Raw genomic sequence first — 21,467 nt, 5'->3', positions numbered from 1 at the left:
GGACCGTCGGCGCGGCGACGTGACGTCCGTGCCGCATCAGCGGTGCGGACCGACGTCGTGCGCGGTGCCGCCCGCGATGGCACCCAGCTTGTCCGGGTTCGCGATGTTGTGCACCGCGACGATCCGGCCGTGCGCGTCCAGATCGAGGGTGATCACCGCGATCACCCGGTCGGCTCCGGTGAACACGATGCCCGGCCCGCCGTTGATCGGCAGCACACTGATGGTCATCTCGGAGACCTCGACGCCCTCGTAGGTCCGCGGGCGGGCCAGCCCGGCGAACCAGGCCGCCACCGTGCCCGCACCGACGATCGGGCGCAGCGCCTGGCGCACCTTGCCTCCTCCGTCGGTCCACAGCGTGACATCCGGGGCGAGCAACTCCATCAGCGCGTTGATGTCGCCGCCGGTGGCCGCGCTCAGGAATCGTTCGGTGGCCTGCTGTTTGGTGGCGCTGTCCTCCTCGAAACGCGGCCTGCGGGCGTGCACGTGCTTGCGCGCGCGCAGCGCCGCCTGCCGCACCGCGGGCTCCGAACGTTCCACCGCCGAGGCGATTTCGGCGTAGCTGAAGTCGAACACCTCCTTCAGCACGAACACCGAGCGCTCCAACGGGCTCAGCGTCTCCAGCACGACCAGCATGGCCAGCGACACCGAATCGGCGCCCGCCACCGCGTCGGCGGTGTCGCCGGTGGTGAGAATCGGCTCCGGAAGCCACGGGCCCACATAGGTTTCCCGCTTGTGCCGCACCGACCGCAGCCGATCCATCGCCAGATTCGACACGATTCTGGCCAGATACGCTTTGGCATCCGCGACCGAGGACCGGTCCGCCGCCGACCATTTGAACCACGCGTCCTGCACGATGTCCTCGGCGTCGGCGGCGGTCCCGAGTATCCGATAGGCGACCGCGAACAACAGATTCCGGTACTCGGCGAAGATTTCCTGATCCCGGTCGGTCATGCCGCCTCGATTCGTGTGCTGCGACCGCCCTTGCGCCACACGGCCGAAGCCAGCGCGCCGTACTTCTTGACCCGGGCGAACACATCCCACGGCGCGGCGTTGACGGCCTCCTTGTAGGCCACCGCGCGCTTGCCGGTGAGCACGAACCGGTTCGGGCTGTCGTCGGGCCTGGTGAACTGCACCACCGCGTCGCCGCGGCCGAGGCTGATCGGGAAATGGAAGTACCCGAACCGGAAAGGCTTGGGCCGCTTGCCCTTCAGCTCGAGGGCGATGGCCAGCGCCGCGTGCGCTCCGGTCGGCATGCCGCTCTGGCAGGTGCCGTGGATGACGCCGTAGTTCTGCCGCACCGCGGCCGCGTCGCCGACGGCGTAGACGTTCGGGTGCGAGACCGAGCGCAGCACGGTGTCGGTGACGATCCGGCCGTGGTCGTCGACCGTCAGCCCGGCCTGCTCCGCCAGCGGCGAGACCCGCACGCCCGCCGTCCACAGCACCACGTCGGCGGGCAGGTGGTCGCCGCCGACGAACTCGACGGTGTCGGGCCCGACTTTCGCGACCTCCACACCCGCGCGCACGGTGACGCCCAGCCGCGCCAGCCCGTCGCGCAGATACGTCCCCGCCTTGTCGCTCAGCGCCGCGCCCGGCTCCGTCCGGCCGAGCAGGGTGACGCGCAGGCCGGGGTGCTGGTCGGCGATCTCGGCGGCGGATTCCACGCCGGTGAGCCCGGTGCCGCAGACCACCACCCGGGCGCCTGCGTCGAGGCCCCGCAGCCGCCAGGAGAGCCGCTGCGCCTCGGCGAGGTTGTAGAGGGTGTGCGCGTGGTCGGCCACGCCGGGGACCGACTCGGTGTCCGCGACGCTGCCCAGGGCATAGACCAGGGTGTCGTAGCCCAGCGTCCGGGCGCCGTCGACCAGCACCGTCCGCGCGGCGGCGTCGATCGCCGTCACCCGGCCTTGCACGAAGTCGATGCCCATGCCCTCGATCATGTCGGGAATCCGGAGATCGGTCAGTTCTTCGCCTGCCGCGGTCTGGTGCAGGCGCAATCGCTCGGTGAACCGCCGCTGCGGGTTGACCAGGGTGATGCGCACGTCGTCACGCTTGCGGGTGCGGGCGGCCAGGCTCATCGCCGCCGTCATGCCGGTGTAGCCCGCGCCAAGGATCAGGATCTCGGTCATCGTCGCGTCCTTCGCTGTCGATCTTTCGCTGACAGACTCGAGACGGATCCCGTCCTCGCCGTCGTGACATCCGGGACGGGTGATCCACGCCACATCGGCCTTCCGGACCGCCCTCACGCGGGCACCGCCCGATGCTCGGTGGCGGGTTCCGGATCGCCTGGACCGTCCGAGCGGTACGCGGTGATCCGCCAGGCGCTGCGCTGCGATCCCGCGCCGAGGCGTTTGCCCCACGAGGAACCGGTGGCCGCGATGTCGGCGGCCGTCGCGGGCGTCACTCCGGTGATCGTGAGACCTTGTGCCGCACAAGGTTCGGCGAGACCGTGCAGAGCGTGCTCGTCGATCGGCGGCAGGCCGGAACCTCGGTCGTGCTCGGTCACCGAGACGAGGATCGACAGCGCCGCGCCCGGCTTCATCACCCGCGCGAGCCCGGCGACGATCACCGGATCCGCGGTGATTACGCCGCGCAGCAGCGAACCCCAGGGGAAATACACCGTGACGATGTCGGCGACGCCGTCCAGTTCCCGCGGCAGCCGCTCGGCGGCCGCCACCACGAACAGCGTGTTCGTGAGCTTGCCGCGCACTGCCTTGCGGGAGGCCCCGGACATGCCCGCCGCATGGGCGTCCACGCCGATCACCAGCCGCTCCGGGACGGCGGCCGCCGCGGCGAGCACCGCGCGTCCGTCGCCCGTACCGAGGTCGATCTGGACCGCCGGATGGCGGCCGATCAGCTCTCGGGCTTAACCGACGTCCACCTCGCGGATCTGCTTGCCGCTCACGATTCGCATGGGCGCGACAGTAAGCCAAACGCGTCCGCGGGCGCATCCGATTTTTCGGCGGCGGATCAGCTCCGCGCGGCGATCCTGGCCTGTACCTCGGGGCGGCGCAGCGGCGGCACCGACTTCGGCGGCACCTTGCGGTCCGGCAGCTCGGCGAGCAGGCGGGTCGTCACCGCGGCGATGTCGGCCACCGCGGACTCCACCACCGGACGCGTCGCCGCGGAGACGCTGGACAGACCTGCGACCTTGCGCACGTACTGCAGCGCCGCCGCCTGGATCTCCTCCGGTGTCGCCGCGGGCTCCAGCCCGCGCAGGGCAGTGATGTTTCGGCACATGCTTCGAGGCTACCGAGGGTGTCCGACATCGTCGCGAGCTCCGCACGGCGGTCCCGCGTAAGGTCGGGACGGTCGGTACGGGAGAGGGCTGCGCGGTGGTCGTTGTGATGGTACTGGTCGGTGTCGGGGTGCTCGCGGTGTTCGCCGGGCTGCATTTGTACTTGTGGCGGCGCTTGGTGCGGGACACCACCGCGCCGCGAACGATGGCGCGGCGGATCGGGACCGCGGTGCTGGTGGCGGGTCCGCTGCTGCTGATCGGCGCGTCCGTCGGCGACTCGGCCGGACTGCCGTTCCCGTTGGTGCGGGCCATCGCGTGGCCGGGTTATCTGTGGGGCGCGCTGATGGTGTATCTGTTGCTCGCGCTGCTGGTCGGCGAGGCAATGCGGCCGTTGCTGCTGCGCTGGTTCGCGCGCAAATCCGCCGAGGGCACAAGCACTTCGACACGGCGGGACGAATCCGCCTACGCGACAAGCGCTTCGGCCGAACCCGGCGTAGGACCGGCAGAGATGCCGACCACTCCGGATAAGAGCCGCGCAGCATCCACCGAGGGAGCACCGGCCACCAGCCACGCGGCATCCACCGCGGCGGCAACCACACCAGCCACCAGCCACGCGGCATCCACCGACGTAGCCACTCCGGCCACCAGCCACGCGGCATCCACCGACATAGCAGGCACACCAACAGATCGAGGCCGGACATCCGCGTCGGCAGCTCCGGCGCAGCAAGTCCGAGATCCCGCCGACGCTGCGAGCGCTCGGAAGCACACCGGTACGAGTGGCGATACCGAAGCGGCGCAGGCGGTTACCGCCACGCCGAAGCCGATCTCGCGGCGGATCTTCGTGTCCCGCGCGGTGGCCGGGACCGCCGCGCTCACCGCGGCGACCACCGTCGGCGTCGGCACGTACGGCGTGCTGAACGGGCCGCAGGTCAAACGACTGACCGTGCCGCTGGCCAAGCTTCCCCGTTCGGCGCACGGATTCCGGATCACCGTCGTCAGCGACGTGCACCTGGGCCCGATTCTCGGCAGGGGATTCGCCGAGCGAGTTGTCCGCACGATCAACGACACCCAGCCCGATCTGATCGCGGTGGTCGGCGATCTGGTGGACGGCAGCGTCGAGGACCTGCGCCCCGCCGTGGAACCGCTGAGCAGGCTGCGCGCCAGGCACGGCGCGTACTTCGTCACCGGCAACCACGAGTACTTCTCCGGCGCGGAGGAATGGGTCGAGCACGTGCAGGATCTCGGGCTGCGCCTGCTCGCCAACGATCGGACCGAGCTGCCCGGTTTCGATCTCGCGGGCGTCAACGACGTGGAGGGCGAACACACCGGGCACGGACCGGATTTCGCCAAGGCGCTCGGCGATCGCGACCGTGCGCGCACCGCTGTCCTGCTGGCGCACCAGCCCGTGCAGATTCACGACGCCGTGGCGCACGGCGTCGACCTGCAACTGTCGGGACACACCCACGGCGGCCAGCTCTGGCCGGGGAATTTCATTGCGGCGCTGGCGAATCCGACGCTCGCCGGACTGGAGCGCTACGGCGACACACAGCTGTACGTGACGCGCGGGGCCGGTGCGGCGGGCCCGCCCGTCCGGGTCGGCGCGCCCTCCGACATCACCGTCGTGGAGCTGGCCGCGACGCGGGCTTGACATGTCGTCCGGAGGATGGCGCGGCACCGGTGAAACCCCCGCGCCCGAAACGCGCTCGGGTATACGATTCCCGAGTACCGCTGATGCCCCTCGGTGCGAAATCGATGGAGGGCCACGTGTCCGATGTGTTCGACCCCGTCGCGACCGAAATCGGCGTGAACGGCGGCGGGGCCGGTCTGTTATCGGAACTGGTGCGACACCTCAGGCAGAACCGGACCGCCCTGCGCGAGGAGTGGGCGCGGCTCATCACCGAGGCGCAGCTGCTCACCGCGATGACAGCCGAGGAGATGTTCTCCGAGGTCACCGCGGTCTACGACAACTACGTGGCGGTGCTGGAGACCGGTAGCGTCGAGGCGCTGCAGGCCTACGCGCGCGACCTGTCCGAGCGCATCTTCCCCCGAGGGGTGGAGACCGACGAGGTGCTCGGCATCGTGCTCCTGCTGCGAGATGTGCTGGCCCGCTCGCTGTTCGAGAAGTACCAGTCCGATTTCGACCTGCTGAACCGGGTGCTCGACGCCTACGAGCCCGCGGCCAACCGCATCGCGAGCACCGTGGCTATCTCGTTCGTGCAGGAACGCGAACGCGTCATCCGCCAGCAGCAGGAAGCCATCCGCGAGCTGTCCACCCCCGTGCTCCAGGTCCGCGAACAGCTGCTGATCCTGCCCATCATCGGCGTGCTCGACAGCCAGCGCGCCCGCCAGCTCACCGAACAGCTGCTCCGCGCCATCCGCCACAACCGCGCCAAGGTCGTCGTCATCGACATCACCGGCGTACCGACCATCGACTCCACCGTCGCCAACCACCTCGTCCAAACCGTCGACGCCTCCGGCCTGATGGGCGCCAGCGTGATCATCACCGGCCTGTCCTCGGAGATCGCGCTGACCCTGGTCACCATCGGCCTCGATCTGTCGAAGATGAACGCCGTCGGCGACCTCCAGGGCGGCATCGAAGAGGCCGAACTCCTGCTCGGCTACGAGGTGAGCCGCGGCGGCGATCCGGCGCGGCGATCCGAACCGGCGAACTGACCGGCCGCGCTCAGTCCTCACCGTCGCGGCCGTAGCCGAGCCGCACGTCGTGCACGGCCTCGCCGCCCGACACCGTCACCCGGCTCGTCACCGGCGGATATCCGCGCGCGACCACGGTGTACTGGCCCTCGGCAAGGTCCTGCACGACGTAGCGGCCGTTGGCGTCGGTGCGCACCGTCGCCGTGAGATCGCCCGCCAAGTCCAGCAGCATGATCTGCGCGTCCGGCACCGCCCTGCCGTCGGCCAGCGCCGACCCGGCCAGCACCGCGTTCGGCTCCATGTCGATGTCGTGGCGCAGCAGGCCGCTGTCCGGCACGGTGAGCGTGGTCGCGTGCGGGCGCATGTGCTCGGCGAGCGCGACCATCGTGTAGGTGCCCGAGACCACCCCGTGGCAGACGTAGGCGCCGTCGTCCGCGGTGACGGTGGCCCCGACGACCTCGCCCTGCCGATCGGTCAGCGTGACGGTCGCGCCGCCGAGCGGATTTCCGCTGCCCGCGGATCTGACCGTCCCGGAGAGCGCACCGGAGCCACTCAGCTTCACGTCGAGTTCCTGTGGCCACGAACCGGCCACGATGCTGACCGCGGTCGGCTGATGTCCGGCCGCGGCCGCGATCAGCACGTAGGTGCTCGCGTCCGGCACGTCGATGGCGTAGGAGCCGTTCGTGTCGCCCACCGCCCTGGCGATCTGACGCCCGCCCTTGTCGATCAACGTCAGCGCCGCGTCCGGCACCGGGTGCCCGTCCTCGTGCTGGATGCGGCCGAACAACGAGCGGGACTCGGCCGCGGCGGCGAGCACCGGTTCCGGTTCGGAGAAGACCTCGGCGGCGCCAGCCCACACCTGCGCCTCCTCCCAGCTCGACGAGCCCTTCGCGCCGTCGGGGCCATCCGGCGGCACGATCGGATCGTCTTGCAGCGGAATCTCTTTCATGAACATCAGCACGACGCCCGCGAGCACGGCCACCGCGGCGGCGACGTAGAACACGCCCTGCATGGAGTCGGTGAAACCGACCAGGATCGGCACGCGCAGATCCGCGGGCATGGCGGCGAGCTCGCCGGTGTTGCTCTGCAACTCGCCGAGCCTGGCGGCGTCGAAACCGTCCGGCAGCCGCCCGCCGAAGGCGTCGACAATGCGGCCGGGTAGCAGGTTGAACAGGATGGTCAGGAAGATCGCGACGCCGAGGGTGCCGCCCATCTGCCGGAAGAAGGTGGCCGCGGCGGTCGAGACGCCCATGTCGGTGCGCGGACCCGCGTTCTGCGCGGCGATGATCAACGTCTGCATGCAGGCGCCGAGCCCGCAGCCGATCACACCGCCGTACAGCAGCGGCTCCCACAGCGGGCTGTCGTAGCGCACCCCGCCGTGCAGCACCGCGCCGAGCGCGATCAGGAAGCAGCCCGCCACCGGCAGGATCTTGTACTTGCCGGTGAGCTTGGTGATGATCCCGGCGATCTGCGAGCCGACCATGATCCCGACCACCAGCGGCAGCATCAGCAAGCCCGCCTTGGTCGGCGAATATCCGCGCACCACTTGGAAATACAGCGGCACGAGCACGATCGCGCCGAACATCGCGACGCCGACGATGAAGCCGCCCACGATGGACACACTGAAGGTGGAGTTGCGGAACAACCGCAGCGGAATCAGCGCCGCGTCCTTCATCAGGAATTCCACCAGCACGAACAGCACGAGACCGGCCGCGCCGACGCCGTAGCAGAGCAGCGCTCGATCCGAGCTCCAGCCCCACTCCCTGCCCTGTTCGGCGACGATCAGCAGCGGGACGACGCACACCGTGAGGGTCAGCGCCCCGAACCAGTCGATGCGATGCGGCTGCCGCTGATGCGGCACATTCAGCACCTTGGCGACCACCAGGAAAGCGACCACGCCGATGGGCACGTTCACCAGGAACACCCAGCGCCAGCCTTCCAGGCCCGCGAGCTCGTCGTAGCCGGAGAACAGTCCGCCGAGCACCGGCCCCAGCACGGTGGACGAGCCGAACACCACCATGAAATAGCCTTGGTACCTGACCCTTTCGCGGGCCGGGACGATATCGCCGACGATGGTGAAGGCCAGCGACATCAGGCCGCCCGCGCCGAGACCCTGGAACGCGCGGAACGCGGCGAGTTCGTACATCGAGGTGGCGAAGGTACAGGCCACCGAGCCTGCCACGAACAGCCCGATCGCGGTGAGGTACCACGGTTTACGGCCGTAGATGTCGGCGAGTTTGCCGTAGAGCGGCGTGGTGATGGTCGCGGTGATCAGGTATGCCGTTGTCGCCCAGGCCTGTTCGTCGAATCCGTGCAGGCTGTTGGCGATCGGCACGATCGCGACGCTCACGATGTTCTGGTCCAACGCGGCCAGGAAGATGCCGAGCAGCAGGCCGGAGAGGATGGTGAGAATCTGCCGATGCGACAGCTGCGTGCCTGCCTCGGCCGCCAGGTCCGGCGTCGGCGCCGGAGCCTGGATGGTCGTATTGGTCATGTAGATGCCCTGGTTCTGATCGTCCAACGGTTGCGATCTTGCGTTCGGAACAAAGCGCATCCGGCGGCCGCGCGCACTCGCGCGCGACCAAGCCATGCGCCACAAGCGATCTGCTGTGTCGTACTGATAGATCAAGGGGATGCTGCGACGCGGCGAGCTTACCGGTGAACGGCACGGCCTCTTTAACGAGGCTAAGCAGCGCGCTGGTCAGGGCGCCCCGCGACGCGAGCTCGGTGATTGCTGTTCATTAACCGCGGGCGGTATCCTTGACCTTCGATACCAACTAGTCTCATAATCTCGCTCTCGGCTAGTGGATGGCAGCACCGTTACCTCGTTCGGATCGGCAGGGTGGGCGATCGCCGGACCCGGCGGGGTTCCAAGCACTGTGGATTGATGTGGACACCGACCGCGCGTCGTTCGTCGAACGGGGATTCGCATGGACGAGAAGAAGACCATGGTGGGCGATCCGGAGCAGGCGGCCGAGCGGTACCGTTCGCTGGTCGAACACTCTCCCGATGCCATTTGCGTGCACGAACGCGGCGTCGTCGTGTATCTCAACCCGGCCGGCGTGCGCCTGGTGGGCGCCCGGTCCGCGGACGAGATCGTCGGACGCCCGGTCAGCGATTTCATCGCACCTGATTCCGTCGCCTCGACCCTGGCCAGGATCGACGGGTTGCGCGGCAACGGCGACGCGTCCGAACGAGCCGTGCTCACGCTGCTGCACGCCGACGGCGGCCGCGTACCGGTGCAGACCGTCTCGGTGCTCACCGTCTGGCAGGGCAGGCGCGCGTACCAGGTGGTGCTGCACGATCTGAGCGCGCAGCACGCGGCCGAGCAGGCCCAACGCCGAGCCGAGCAGCACTTCAGCGCGATCGTCTCGCAGCTGGAGGAGGGCGTCATCGTGATCAGCAGGCAGGGCATGATCGAATCGATCAACCCGGCCGCGCTGCGCATATTCGGTTGTCGCGGTGGACAACTCGTCGGCGCCCGGTTCGACAGGCTACCGCTGCGCATGGTCGACACCGAGGGCGTCCCGCTACCCGCCATCCGGCATCCGGTCGCGCGGACGATGGCGACCGGCGAGCCGGTCACCCGCTTCGTCTTCGGCGTGGACGGCACCGATCATCACCGCCGCTGGCTGACGGGCAGCTGCAGGCTGCTCGATCCGGCCGACGGGACATCGCCGGTGGTGAGCTCGTTCACCGACATCACCGCCACCCGCGCCAGCCAGCGCGAGCTGCAGTATCAGGCCACCCACGACGGGCTGACCGGGCTGCTCAACCGGAATACCATCCTGTCCGCCCTCGACACCGCCCTCGCCCATCCCGCGGGCGGCACGCTGTCGGCCGTGCTGTTCGTCGATCTCGACGGGTTCAAGGCCATCAACGACGGGCACGGACACGTGGTCGGCGACGTCGTCCTGCAGGTCGTGGCGCAGCGCCTGCGGCGGGCCGTGCGACACGGCGATCTGGTCGGCAGGCTGGGCGGCGACGAGTTCCTCGTCCTGCTCTGCGGACACGAGATCGGCCCGGGGCCGATCGTCCGGCGGCTCGCCGCCTCGGTCGCCGAACCGATTGTCGCCCAAGGACAACGGCTCGCGATGCGGGCCTCGATCGGGGTCACCACGATCGCGCCGGGCGATCCGCGCACCGCCACCGAGATCCTGCACGACGCCGACACCGCGATGTACCGCGAGAAGGCCGCCGCGAGCGCTCAGGGGCGATCGACCGCCGGATAGAGCCGGTGGATGGTGAGCGCCGCGGCGAGCATCCGCGAGTTGGTGGGTTCGGCGGGGTCGATGCCGGTGAGCTCGGCGATGCGGCGCAGCCGGTAGCTGAACGTGTTGGGGTGCACGTGCAGGCACGCGGCGGCGGCCTTGCGGTCCGAGCCGTACTCCAGATGGGCCTCCAGCGCCTCCAGCAGGTGCGGATTGCGCAGCAGCGGGGCGATGCGCTGGGCCAGCCGGTCGCGCGCCGGGCCCGGCCTGGTGAGCTGGTACTCGAGGAGCAGATCGTCGAGCTGGTAGCGGCCGGTCGGGCGGTTGAGCAGCCTGGCCAGCGTCGCCACCTCGGCGGCCTGCTCCGCGGAGCCGGGGAGATCGGCGCGCGGCACGCCGCGACACTCGGCGAGGTAGACCTGGGTGCCGAACTGCTCGGCGAGCTCGGTGGCGAGGCCGCGATGGCGCGCGGCATCCGCTTTGGCGGATTCGGAGTGGTTGGGCAGCAAGGCGATTCCGCTCGAGCCGTCGAAGGTGACCAGCGCGGTGCCGTTGCTGAGCGTGTCCAGCGTGCGGTGCAGGACGCGGATGCGGCGGCGGGCGACCAGGTCGGCCACCGTATGCGGTTGCTCGTCCGGGCGCAGGTGGATGGCGAGCACGGTGTAGCGATCGGTCAGCGGCGTATCGGCGCGAGCCGCGAGTTCGTCGGCGGGCAGCCCGCGCAGCAGGGCCGTACACAGTTCGCGGCGCGCCTCGCGCTCGGCGTTGTAGATGGACTGCTCGACCTCGGTGTAGGTCTCGACGACGACGATGTTGATGTGCATCAGCAGGTCGAGCAGTCGCGAGCCGACGACGACCAGCTCGTCCTTCTCGTCGGGCCTGGCCTGCGCGGCGGCCTCGGCGAGCACCGACTGCGCCGAGCCGTGCATCGCCTCGATCAGGAGACCCAGCGGGAAGCGGTCCTCGGCGTGCCGCTCGGCGACGGGGACCACGAACCCGGCGACCTCGGCCCTGGTGAACTCGCGTCGTTCGCCGATGGCCTGGAGCACGGCGCGGCCGCAGGCGTAGATGGTCGGCAACACCTCGGCGGTGAAATGGCCCGCGGGCAATTCCGACGCGGGCGGCGTGGCGCCGAGACCCGCGGCGAGCATGCGCTCCGCGATCTGCGGCCACCTGGTCAGCAATCGGGACACCAGCGGGAGGTCCCCGGTGACCGGGGGTGAAGCGACAGCCATGGCCCGATTGTTACCCACGACAGGGTTGACGACAATGCGTCCGTCGCCACGGCCAAGAACTTTGTCGCAGGCGACAAGGGCCCGTCGACTTTCTTCGTCCTGGCGTGCAGTGACGCGATAGACCATCCGGTCTTACATTTTCATCACCGCCGTCGCGAGATGGCGCGCGTCACAGACGACGTCCAATTGTGAGCTGCGCCATAGTAATTCCCTCGGGGGGCGGCAGTCGAGCTGATGGGAAGTACGAAAGATGTTTGCAACGAGGCAACGAAGCAGGCGTGCCATGGCCTGCGCCGCGATGATCGCGGGGCTCGCGCTGGCGCAGGGATCGGGCGCGGGGGTGACGATCGCGAACCCGGCCGTCGAGGGGAGCGTCGAGTCGACAGCGCAGGCGCTCGCCGACGCCATCGACGCCGGGCTGCTGCCCGCGGCCGACGGCAGGCAGCCGAAGGCGATCGTCGACACCGGCTCCGGCTCCGGCTGGGCCAAGAGCACCTCCTCGGCGGCCATCGGCGAGGGGCCGGAGATGACCGCGGCGCTCGCCGCGTTCGCCTACGGTCTCACCCACCCGGACGCCGCGCCCGCAGGCGCGAACCGGTGGGACTGCAAGCCGAGCGCCGCACACCCGAACCCGGTGGTGCTGCTGCACGGCACCTGGCTCAACGCCTACGACACCTTCGCCTACATGTCGCCGCGGCTGGCGCGCGCCGGGTATTGCGTGTTCGCCTTCAACTTCGGCCGCTCCGGGCTGATGGAAGGCGGCGGTCTCGGCGCGGTGCTGCCGGGCCGGTTCGGCGTGGGGCCGATGGAGGAATCCTCGCGCCAGCTCGCCGAATTCGTCGAACAGGTGCGCGGCGCGACCGGCGCGGACAAGGTCGACATCATCGGGCACTCGCAGGGCGGCACGGTGGCCAATCGGTACCTGAAGTTCGACGGCGGTGAGGGCAAGGTCGGCAAGCTGATCAGCTTCGGCGCCACCCACCACGGCACCTCGCTGATGGGCATCGCCACGCTGGGCAGGGCGATCAACAACCTCGGCGTGAACATCCTCGGCTTCTACGAGCCCATCGTCGGGCTGTCGAATATTCAGCAGGCGGTCGGCTCGTCGTTCTACGCCACGCTGAACGCCGTGGGCGACACCGTCCCCGGGGTGGCCTACACCTCCGTCGGCTCGCGCTGGGACGAGATCTCCAACCCCTACGACTGGACCTTCCTGACGGCGGGCCCGGACGCCACCGTGGACAACATCACCCTCCAGGCGGGCTGCGAGCAGGACATCTCCGACCACCTGACCATGATGTACTCACCCCGCTCCACCTCGATCGCGCTGCGCGCGCTCGACCCGGCGGCGCAGTCGGAGCTGGCGTGCGCCTTCAACCCGTGGTTGATCGGTGGTGGCGGCGGCCTCTGAGGATCAGCGGGCCAGGTCTCTGGCGATGACCAAACGCTGAATCTGGTTGGTGCCCTCGAAGATCTGGGTGATCTTGGCCTCGCGCATGTAGCGCTCGACCGGGAAATCCTGGGTGTAGCCGTAGCCGCCGAAGACCTGCACCGCGTCGGTGGTGACCTTCATGGCGGCGTCGGTGGCGACCAGTTTCGCGACGCTGGCCTGCCGCGAATAGGGTAGGCCCGCGTCGCGGCGGCGGGCGGCGTCCAGATAGGTCGCGCGGGCGGAGTCCACGGCGGCGGCCATGTCGGCCAGGACGAAGCCGAGGCCCTGGTGGTCGATGATGCGGTGGCCGAACGCCTCGCGTTCCTTGGCATAGGCCACCGCGTCGTCCAGGGCGCGCTGAGCGAGGCCGGTCGCCACGGCGGCGATGCCGAGCCGTCCGGAATCCAAGGCGCTGAACGCGATCGAGAGGCCCTGCCCCTCGTCGCCGATCAGCCGCTCGGCGGGCAGGAAGGCGCCGTCGTAGGCGGCGGTGGTGGTGGGCACCGCGCGCAGACCCATCTTCTCCTCGGGCTTGCCGAAGCTCAGCCCCTGGGTGCCCGCGGGAACCAGGAAGCAGGAGACGCCGCGAGAGCCCTCGCCGGTGCGGGCGAACAGGGTGTAGTAGTCCGCCCTGCCGCCGTTGGTGATCCACGCTTTCGAGCCGTCGACGCGGTATCCGCCCTCGACGGCGGTGGCCTTGCAGCGCAGCGCCGCCGCGTCGGATCCTGCGTGCGCCTCGGAGAGGCTGTAGGCGCCGATCACGTTGCCGGACAACATCTCGGGCAGCCAGCGCTGCCGCTGTTCCGGCGTGCCGAAGACGAACAGCGGGTGACACGAGAGGCTGTGCACGCTGACCGCGACGGCCACCGCCGCCCACCGGGCCGCCAGCTCCTCCAGCACCTGCAGGTACACCTCGTAGGGCTGCGCGCCGCCGCCGAACTCCTCCGGGTAGGGCAGGCTCAGCAGCCCGGCCGCGCCCAGCGCGCGGAACGCCTCCTCGGGGTACTGCTGCCGCTTCTCGAACTCCGCCGCGTGCGGCTCCAGCACCTTGTCGGCGATCTCCCTGGTGAGCTCGATCAGATCGCGGGCTTCCTCGGTGGGCAGCAGTCGGTCGACAGGCATCTCATCATCTCCGCGGCGTGTGGTCGGCTTGCCAACACATTATGGCCAACATCCAATTGCATGCAAGGCAGCATGTACTTTTTGCCGGTTATACTGCTCGAATGGTTTCCGAGCTGCCGCCGAACAAGCACCAGGAGAAGAGTCTGCGGACCCGCGCGCAGCTGCTGGACGCGGCGATCGACAGCCTCGCCGAGGTGGGCTACGGCGGCGCCTCCATCGCCGACATCACCGCCCGCGCCGGCGTCACCCGCGGCGCCCAGCTGCACCACTTCCACACCCGCCAAGAGCTGTTCGCGCAGACCATCGGGCATCTCACCGAGCGCCAGCGCCAGGCGCTGCACCGCCGCCTGCGCACCGTGCCCGCGGAGACGGCGGCCGGCGCCGTGCTCGTCGAGCTGGTGACCGCCACCTTCGCGGGCAAACTCGGCCGCGCCTGCGTCGAGCTCTACGTCGGGATCGCCAACGACCGCGAGCTGCGCCGCGAAATGCTGCGCGTCCAACACGATCTCACCGTCGAACTGCTCGACCGCTGCGCCGCCCTTGTCGGCCCCGACATTTCCCGCGATCGCCTCGACTCCGCCTTCTGGCTCACCATCAACCTCGTCCGCGGCGCCACCCTGGACGAAATGGTCGGCCGCGACCGCGCTCGTCGTAAACAGGTGCTCGCCGACTGGACCGACCTCGTCGAACTGGCCCTGCGCCGGACCTAGGCCCGATCGGGCGGGCGCACACCCGATGGCCGGAAATGTCGATTTCTTGGCCGCAGGTCTGTCCTGTCACCGGGCCGCTCGCTCCTAGCGTTGGTGCACGAACGTGAGCGGCAACGAGGAAGGCGCGGGTCCATGACATTCGACTACGACGTGGTGGTCGTCGGTTCGGGGTTCGGCGGCAGCGTCACCGCGCTGCGCCTGACCGAGAAGGGTTACCGGGTCGGCGTGCTGGAGGCGGGCCGGCGCTTCACCGACGAAGAGTTCGCCGAAACCTCGTGGCGCATCAGGAAATATCTCTGGGCGCCACGATTCGGCTGCTTCGGCATCCAGCGCCTGGCGCTGCTGAAGGACACCTTCGTGATGGCGGGCGCGGGCGTGGGCGGCGGCTCGCTGGTCTATGCGAACACCCTCTACGAGCCGCCGGAGCGGTTCTTCACCGATCGCCAGTGGGGCCACATCACCGATTGGCGCGCGGAACTGACGCCGCACTACGACCAGGCCAAGCGCATGCTGGGCGTGACGACCAACCCGGCGACGACCCAGTCTGACCGGGTGTTGCGCGAGGTCGCCGCGGATCTCGGCGTCGCCGACTCCTACCGCAGCACGCCGGTCGGCGTCTTCTTCGGCGGTGCGGGCGTCCGGCCGGGACAGGACGTGCCCGACCCGTACTTCGGCGGCGCCGGACCGGACCGGCGGGCCTGCACGCACTGCGGCGAGTGCATGACCGGCTGCCGCCACAACGCGAAGAACACCCTGGTCAAGAACTACCTGTATCTGGCGGAAAAGGCGGGCGCCACGGTGCATCCCCTCACCACGGTGACCGACGTGCGTCCCCGCGAAGGCGGCGGCTTCACGATCACCACGCAGCGCACCGGGCGCACGGTGCGCAGACGACGCCGGGAGTTCACGGCCGAGCAGGTGGTCTTCTCCGCCGCCGCGCTCGGCACCCAGCGCCTGCTGCATCGCTTGCGCGACACCGGCTCGCTGCCCGCGATCTCGGAGATGCTCGGACAACTCTCGCGCACCAACTCCGAGGAACTGCTCGGGGCGCGCAGCCGCCGCGGGGACAGCGATTTCACCAAGGGCGTCGCCATCACCTCGTCGATCCACCCCGACGACGACACCCATGTCGAACCGGTGCGCTATGGCAAAGGCAGCAACGCCCTCTCGCTGATGGCGACCGTGATGGTCAGCGGCGACACCCCGCGCATCGGGCTGTGGGTGCGCGCGCTGTGGCGCAACCGCCGCGACGTGCTGCGCGCGCACACCCCGCGGCACTGGTCGGAGCAGACCATCGGCCTGCTGGTGATGCAGTCGGTGGACAACTCCATCACGACCTACACCAAGCGAAACTGGTTCGGCCGCCGCACGATGACCACGAAACAGGGTGCGGGCCAACCCAACCCGACTTGGGTGCCGTCCGGGCACGAGGTGGCGCGGCGGGTGGCCGACAAGATCGACGGCTTCCCCCTCGGCACCACCTCCGGTGTCCTGAACATCCCGATGACCGGGCACTTCATCGGCGGTTGCGTGATCGGCGACTCGCCGCGAACCGGCGTGGTCGATCCGTACCACCGGCTCTACGGGCACCCCGGGCTGCACGTCGTGGACGGCTCGACGATCTCGGCGAACCTCGGGGTCAATCCGTCGCTGACCATCACCGCGCAGGCCGAGCGCGCGGTCTCGTTGTGGCCCAACAAGGGTGAGGCCGACCCGCGACCCGCGCTCGGCGCACCCTACCGGCGCATGGACCCGATCCCGCCGCGCCGCCCGGTGGTCCCGCCGAGCGCACCGGCGGCGTTGCGGCTCCCGATCGAACCAGTGCGCTGAGCCGCACCGGTGACCGGGTCGCCGCCGGGCGTCAGGCGAGCTTCTTCGCCAACGCCCGGCCAGCGGCGCGACCGGAGAAGATGCAGCCGCCGAGGAAGGTGCCTTCCAGCGCGTTGTAGCCGTGCACGCCGCCGCCGCCGAAGCCCGCGACCTCGCCTGCGGCGTAGAGGCCGGGCAGCGGGGCGCCGTCCGGCCGAATCACCTGGGAGTCGAGGTCGGTCTGCAAGCCGCCGAGCGTCTTGCGGGTCAGGATGTTCAACCGCACCGCGATCAGCGGGCCCGCCTTGGGATCGAGGATGCGGTGCGGCTTGGCGACGCGGCCCGCCTTGTCCCCGAAGTACTTGCGGGCGTTGGTGATCGCCATCAGCTGGGCGTCCTTGCCGTACTTGTTGCCGATCTCGCGATCGCGCGCGACGATCTGACGCTCCAGGTCGTCGTAGTCCAGCTGGGGTCCGCGCGCGATCTTGTTCATGCCGTCGACCAGCTCGCGCAGCGTGTCGGCGACGACGAAATCGACGCCGTGCTGCTTGAACGCCTCCACCGGGCCCGGCGCGCCCTTGGCCACCCGGCTCTTGAGGGTGAGCTTGAGATCCTTGCCCGTGATGTCGGGGTTCTGCTCGGAACCCGACAGCGCGAACTCCTTCTCGATGATCGACTGGGTCAGCACGAACCAGGAGTAGTCGTAACCGGTGGCCAGGATCTCCTTCATCGTGGAGTTGGTGTCGAATCCGGGGAAACACGGTGCGGGCAAACGCTTTCCGTTGGCGTCGAACCACAGCGAGGACGGACCTGGGATGATCCGGATGGCGTGGTCCGGCCAGATCGGATCCCAGTTGTTGATGCCTTCGGTGTAGTGCCACATGCGATCCCGGTTGACGATCGCGCCGCCCGCGGTCTCCGAGATGGCGAGCATGCGACCGTCGACGTGCGCGGGGACGCCGGAGATGAGCGTCTCCGGGCAGGGACCGAGCCGCTCGGTGGGCCAGTTGCGCCGGATCATCTCGTGGTTGTGGCCGATACCGCCGGAGGTGACCACGACGGCCTTCGCGCGGAACTCGAACTCCCCCACCTCCGTTCGCGAGGATGCCTTACCCCGCTCCAGGTCGGTGTCCTCCAGGACCGCGCCGCGCACGCCGACCATCGCGCCGTCCTCGACGATCAACTCGTCCACCCGGTGCCGGAAGCTGAAGCCGGCCAGCCCGCGCTGCTCCCCTTCGAGCACCGGCTCCTGGAAGACCCGCACCACCTCGGGACCGGTGCCCCAGGTGAGGTGGAAGCGCGGCACCGAATTGCCGTGGCCGTCGGCCAGCGCGCCGCCGCGCTCGGCCCAGCCCACCAGCGGCGTCACCCGCAAACCCAAGGCGTGCAGGTAATCCCGCTTCTCGGTGGCCGCGAACCGCACGTACGCCTCGGCCCACTGCCGCGCCCAGTGGTCCTCGTCGTCGCGGTCGAATCCGGCCGACCCCAGCCAGTCCTGCAGCGCCAGTTCGTAGGAGTCCTTGATACCGAGGCGGCGCTGCTCCGGGCTGTCGACGAAGAACAGCCCGCCCAGTGACCAGAAGGCCTGCCCGCCGAGGTTGTTGCGGTTCTCCTGGTCGAGCAGGTGCACCTTGCGGCCCGCCTTGACCAGCTCGTAGGCGGCGACCAGGCCGGCCAGGCCCGCGCCGACCACGATCACATCGGCCTCGCGCGCGAATTCGGGACTGCAATTGGTCATGTTCATCCTTCGATTGGCGTGCTGTAGGCCAGCACGACGTGGCAGAAGAGATCGGTGCGCCGCCGCTGGGCGGTGCGGCTGCGCGGTTCCATCAGCACCTGCACCGCGGTGCCGTCGTGTACGGCCACCATCGCCTGGCCGAGCGCCCCCGGGTCGGGCACGGCGCGCCCGAACCGGGCGAGCGTGCCGACCACGGCGGGCATCAGCGCCGCGACGATCGCGTCCTCGCGGGCGGCCATCACCCGGCGCAGCGCCGGTGTGCGCAGCGCGTGGCTGGTGAACTCCGCCGTGATGCGGTACCACGCATCGTCCAGCGGGACGGCACGCAGCAGGCGGTCCACCACGTCGCGGAGGTCGGCGACGCCATCGACCGAGATGTCGTCGAGAGCAGTGCCGACATCGGCGAGCATCGCCGCCGAGCGTTCCTCCCACATGGCGAGGAACAGCTCGTCGAGCGAGGTGAAGTTCGAGTAGAACGCGCCACGGGTGAAACCAGCGCGCTCGCAGACCCGCTCCACCGTGGCGCGGCCGAACCCGTCCTCGGCGAAGACCTCGTACGCGGCGGTGAGCAGCCGTTTCCTGGTCGCCACCCGTCTTCGAGTGGCCGGACGCGCCGATGTCTCCCCGGGGGACGACGCCATGGTGACTCCTCTCGGCGACGCGCGGTTCGATACCGAATGCGCGGTTCGATACGTCAGCGTATTCGATACAGGAGTGTATTCGATACGAGAATGTATCAGCGCTCGAGCGCGCGAGAACAGGGAACGACGCGGAAAGTCCCGAGGGAGAGTTACCGGTCCGGCGGGGCGATCTTGCTGATCAGGACGTCGTCGCCGCGCGGGGTCACCGTCACGAACTGCCGGTAGGTGCGCACGACGGCGTCCGGGCGGGTCTCGGTGATCACGACGTCGAAGCGGCCGTCCGGCAGCGGCAGCACCAGCACGCAGTGCCGCGCGCCAGGGGGGACCGAGGCGATGCCCGCGTCGATGACGTCGACGCGGGACACGGCGGCGTCGGGCGTGGTGACCGCCCGCGCCTTCGCGCCGGACTTGGTCACGTAGTAGGCGTGCTGGAAGGCCAGGATCGCGTCGGGTCCGCTGGCGAGCGAGCCGGTGCCGTTGCCGCGCACCAGCTGATCGGATCTGGTCGGCTCGCAGCCGGGTCCACCGCCGAGCACCGGGTCGGCGACCGTGGCCGACTGGCGCGGCTCGGTCACCTCCGCCGCGTACACCAGCACCACCGCCACCGCCGCGAGCGACGCGCAGATGGTGGCGCCGCCGAAGAGCCACGGGCGGCGCCGGTTTCGCGGTCGTCCACGCCGCGGCGGCGGCCTGCGGCGCTTCGGCGCTCGTAGCGGCTGCCCGACCTGTTGCGGCGGAATCATGCCTGGCCACAACGGCACCGTCGGCGCGTCCCGCCCGCGGCGCAGCGCACCGCGACGCGCGACAGTGCGGCCGCCGAGATCGAACGCGTTCGACGCCATGACTCCGCCGCACCCTCCGTATCAATGCCATTGCGCAATAACAAGATTGCACAGATGCGCCGAAAATGACGGCCGAATGGCGCAGACGGGCTGAAGACCACACGGCACACGCCGTGTGCCGGTTCCGGTACCCTCGCTGCACCGGTGGGGTTGGCGTCGTCGCAACGGCGTGCCGGTCACGGGCGGTGGTCGCGGACAAGGTGGTTCACGAACTGTCGCCGCCCGGGTGGGAGCTGAGGCGACACGATCGGCGGGGCCGTGTCCGATCTCGATCGTTTCGACAGAGAGGCACACATGCGCCGAGAGCAGGCGACCATGCGTCCGATGACGCTGCCGAGAAGCGGATTCGCCGAGCGGCACCGTGCGACCCGCCAAGCGGTCCTCGCCTCGCAGCGGGGCAGGCTCATCGCTGCGATGGTGGAAAGCGTGCAGGCCAAAGGCTATTCGGCCACGACGCTCTCCGACGTCGTCGGCCGGGCCAGGGTCTCGCGCAGCACCTTCTACGAGCATTTCGCCAACAAGGAGGAGTGTTTCGTCGAGGCCGTGCACACCGGCATCGACATCGTCGCGACGCGTATCGCGGAGGAACTGGCCCAGCTCCCTCCAGATGCCGACGCCCGCATCAAGATCCGCTCGATCGTGAACACCTACTGCGAAATGATCGCCGCCGAACCGGATTTCGCCTTCATCGTGCTGGTGGAATCGTTCAAGGTCGACCAGGCCGCCGTGGCCTACCGCGACCTCGCCGTCGACCGCTTCGCCGAGCTCTACCGGGTCTTCTACAACCAGGCGCGCGCGGCCGATCCCACCCTGCCGGAGCTGGCGGACGAGCTGATCGCGCTCATCCCGGAGGCGATCGGCGAGCGGACCCGCCGCAGGATGGTCTCGGACGGACCGGCGCGAGTGCCCGAATTGGCGCCGCTGTTCGTGGATTTCGCGTCCACGGTGCTCGGTATCCCCTGAAGCGGCGAAGTAGTCGCTGACGCAGCGGAATTCAGAACAGCGTCATCGGCTCGTCCGCCACCGGTTCGGGCAGCGGGTCGAGTTCCGGGAGCCGGGCGCGAACCTCGTCGTGGAAGCGTCTGGCCAAGTCCAAGGCCCCCGCGTTGTCCGGGGTGTGCAGAAATACCGTCGGCGAGCGGCCCTCGCGCAACCAGGCGGTCACCATGTCGAGCCACGGACGCCACCCCGCCACGGTGCGATCGATGTCGTCGCGACCGTGGTATCGCACGATCGGATGTTCGGTGAGCGCGGCGGTGCGCCGGGGCACCCGGGGCTTCTTCGACCGTGCCTCCTGCTCCGCGGGGCCCGCCGCGACGCCGTCGAAAAGCACTGTGGTGTCGAAGGTTATCCACTCCGCGCCGACGCGGCCGAGCACGCGCTCCAGCGCCTGGCCCGCGCGATGGTCCTCGAAGAACGCCGGGTGCCTGACCTCGACGCCGCACCGGTACGCCGGAGCCAGCTCGCGCAGGAAGGCGGCGAGCGCGCCGAGATCGGTCGGGCCGAACGAGCCGGGCAGCTGCACCCAGAGCGTGTGCAGGCGCGGCCCGAGCGGCTCCATCGCCGCGAGGAAGGCACGCAGTTCCCGGTCGGCGCCTGCGAGTCTGCGCTCATGGGTGATCGGCTTGGGCAGCTTCACCACGAAACGGAAGTCGGGCGCGGTCTGCTCGGCCCAGGATTCGACGGTGTGGCGCGCCGGGGTCGCGTAGAACGTGGTGTTGCCCTCGACCGCGGTGCAGCGATCGGCGTACCAGCGCAACCGCTGCGCGGGCCCCAGCTGCCGCTCCTGCCATGCCGCGTGCGTCCACATCGCACATCCCACGTGAAGCCGCATGGCAGCGAC

The 21,467-nt window shown here is 69.7% G+C and carries 18 protein-coding genes; 7 read left to right on the top strand and 11 right to left on the bottom strand.

The features are described from left to right. Nucleotides 1–36 precede the first annotated feature (36 nt). The 4 genes from AC3ERS_RS00685 to AC3ERS_RS00670 form a co-directional block, all read right to left on the bottom strand. Nucleotides 37–951: an RNA polymerase sigma-70 factor gene (locus AC3ERS_RS00685; RefSeq protein WP_431962342.1), complete on the bottom strand. Its 915-nt coding sequence runs from the start codon at nt 949–951 to the stop codon at nt 37–39. Beyond that, nucleotides 948–2,123 (bottom strand): NAD(P)/FAD-dependent oxidoreductase, encoded by a 1,176-nt coding sequence (locus AC3ERS_RS00680; protein WP_431962340.1) that lies wholly within the window; start codon nt 2,121–2,123, stop codon nt 948–950. The genes AC3ERS_RS00685 and AC3ERS_RS00680 overlap by 4 nt, the downstream gene beginning before the upstream one ends. Before the next feature lie 113 nt (nt 2,124–2,236). Beyond that, on the bottom strand, nt 2,237–2,848 hold the full coding sequence (locus tag AC3ERS_RS00675; protein WP_431963544.1) for a methyltransferase domain-containing protein: 612 nt from the start codon (nt 2,846–2,848) through the stop codon (nt 2,237–2,239). A 116-nt stretch (nt 2,849–2,964) separates the two neighbouring features. Then, nucleotides 2,965–3,234 (bottom strand): DUF2277 domain-containing protein, encoded by a 270-nt coding sequence (locus tag AC3ERS_RS00670; RefSeq protein ID WP_431962338.1) that lies wholly within the window; start codon nt 3,232–3,234, stop codon nt 2,965–2,967. 95 nt (nt 3,235–3,329) lie between these two features. Between AC3ERS_RS00670 and AC3ERS_RS00665 the strand changes: the two genes are divergently transcribed. Continuing rightward, nucleotides 3,330–4,880, top strand: a complete 1,551-nt coding sequence (locus AC3ERS_RS00665; protein ID WP_431962336.1) for a metallophosphoesterase — start codon at nt 3,330–3,332, stop codon at nt 4,878–4,880. Nucleotides 4,881–4,984: 104 nt separating this feature from the next. Further along, nucleotides 4,985–5,905 (top strand): STAS domain-containing protein, encoded by a 921-nt coding sequence (locus tag AC3ERS_RS00660; RefSeq protein WP_431963542.1) that lies wholly within the window; start codon nt 4,985–4,987, stop codon nt 5,903–5,905. A gap of 10 nt (nt 5,906–5,915) precedes the next feature. Here AC3ERS_RS00660 and AC3ERS_RS00655 read toward each other — a convergent pair whose 3' ends face one another. After that, nucleotides 5,916–8,378, bottom strand: coding sequence for an MFS transporter (locus AC3ERS_RS00655; protein WP_431963540.1), 2,463 nt, complete (start codon nt 8,376–8,378; stop codon nt 5,916–5,918). A gap of 436 nt (nt 8,379–8,814) precedes the next feature. Between AC3ERS_RS00655 and AC3ERS_RS00650 the strand changes: the two genes are divergently transcribed. Continuing rightward, nucleotides 8,815–10,116 (top strand): diguanylate cyclase domain-containing protein, encoded by a 1,302-nt coding sequence (locus AC3ERS_RS00650; RefSeq protein ID WP_431962334.1) that lies wholly within the window; start codon nt 8,815–8,817, stop codon nt 10,114–10,116. Here the strand turns inward: AC3ERS_RS00650 and AC3ERS_RS00645 are convergent. Continuing rightward, nucleotides 10,092–11,330, bottom strand: coding sequence for a PucR family transcriptional regulator (locus AC3ERS_RS00645; protein ID WP_431962332.1), 1,239 nt, complete (start codon nt 11,328–11,330; stop codon nt 10,092–10,094). The two genes, AC3ERS_RS00650 and AC3ERS_RS00645, sit on opposite strands and share 25 nt — an antisense overlap. A gap of 283 nt (nt 11,331–11,613) precedes the next feature. On the opposite strand from AC3ERS_RS00645, the gene AC3ERS_RS00640 reads away from it, so the two are divergent. Then, nucleotides 11,614–12,741, top strand: a complete 1,128-nt coding sequence (locus tag AC3ERS_RS00640; RefSeq protein WP_431962330.1) for an esterase/lipase family protein — start codon at nt 11,614–11,616, stop codon at nt 12,739–12,741. A gap of 3 nt (nt 12,742–12,744) precedes the next feature. Here AC3ERS_RS00640 and AC3ERS_RS00635 read toward each other — a convergent pair whose 3' ends face one another. Further along, nucleotides 12,745–13,884 carry an acyl-CoA dehydrogenase family protein gene (locus tag AC3ERS_RS00635; RefSeq protein WP_431962328.1) on the bottom strand — a complete coding sequence of 380 codons (1,140 nt, stop codon included), beginning with the start codon at nt 13,882–13,884 and terminating at the stop codon, nt 12,745–12,747. A gap of 101 nt (nt 13,885–13,985) precedes the next feature. Between AC3ERS_RS00635 and AC3ERS_RS00630 the strand changes: the two genes are divergently transcribed. After that, complete coding sequence (locus AC3ERS_RS00630; protein ID WP_431962326.1) at nt 13,986–14,594, top strand: TetR/AcrR family transcriptional regulator; 609 nt, start codon at nt 13,986–13,988, stop codon at nt 14,592–14,594. 132 nt (nt 14,595–14,726) lie between these two features. Beyond that, a complete protein-coding gene (locus tag AC3ERS_RS00625; protein ID WP_431962324.1) occupies nt 14,727–16,424 on the top strand; it encodes a GMC oxidoreductase in 1,698 nt (565 codons plus the stop codon). A gap of 31 nt (nt 16,425–16,455) precedes the next feature. On the opposite strand, the gene AC3ERS_RS00620 is transcribed toward AC3ERS_RS00625, so the two are convergent. From AC3ERS_RS00620 to AC3ERS_RS00610, 3 genes are all read right to left on the bottom strand, one after another. Then, entirely contained in the window at nt 16,456–18,141 is a 1,686-nt protein-coding gene (locus AC3ERS_RS00620; protein WP_431962322.1) for an FAD-binding dehydrogenase, read from the bottom strand. Between the two features lie 2 nt (nt 18,142–18,143). Then, nucleotides 18,144–18,782, bottom strand: coding sequence for a TetR/AcrR family transcriptional regulator (locus tag AC3ERS_RS00615; RefSeq protein WP_431962320.1), 639 nt, complete (start codon nt 18,780–18,782; stop codon nt 18,144–18,146). 149 nt (nt 18,783–18,931) lie between these two features. Next, nucleotides 18,932–19,624 carry a DUF8176 domain-containing protein gene (locus tag AC3ERS_RS00610; RefSeq protein WP_431962318.1) on the bottom strand — a complete coding sequence of 231 codons (693 nt, stop codon included), beginning with the start codon at nt 19,622–19,624 and terminating at the stop codon, nt 18,932–18,934. Between the two features lie 324 nt (nt 19,625–19,948). Here AC3ERS_RS00610 and AC3ERS_RS00605 point away from each other — a divergent pair, with 324 nt between their 5' ends. Then, entirely contained in the window at nt 19,949–20,587 is a 639-nt protein-coding gene (locus AC3ERS_RS00605) for a TetR/AcrR family transcriptional regulator (RefSeq protein ID WP_431962316.1), read from the top strand. Between the two features lie 31 nt (nt 20,588–20,618). Here the strand turns inward: AC3ERS_RS00605 and AC3ERS_RS00600 are convergent, their stop codons facing one another. After that, nucleotides 20,619–21,458, bottom strand: coding sequence for a DUF72 domain-containing protein (locus AC3ERS_RS00600; RefSeq protein WP_431962314.1), 840 nt, complete (start codon nt 21,456–21,458; stop codon nt 20,619–20,621). Between the last annotated feature and the right edge of the window lie 9 nt (nt 21,459–21,467).

Source organism: Nocardia sp. bgisy134 (genome assembly GCF_057708325.1).
The sequence above is the reverse complement of the archived record's forward strand: the minus strand, read 5'-3'. Positions and strand labels throughout refer to the sequence as shown.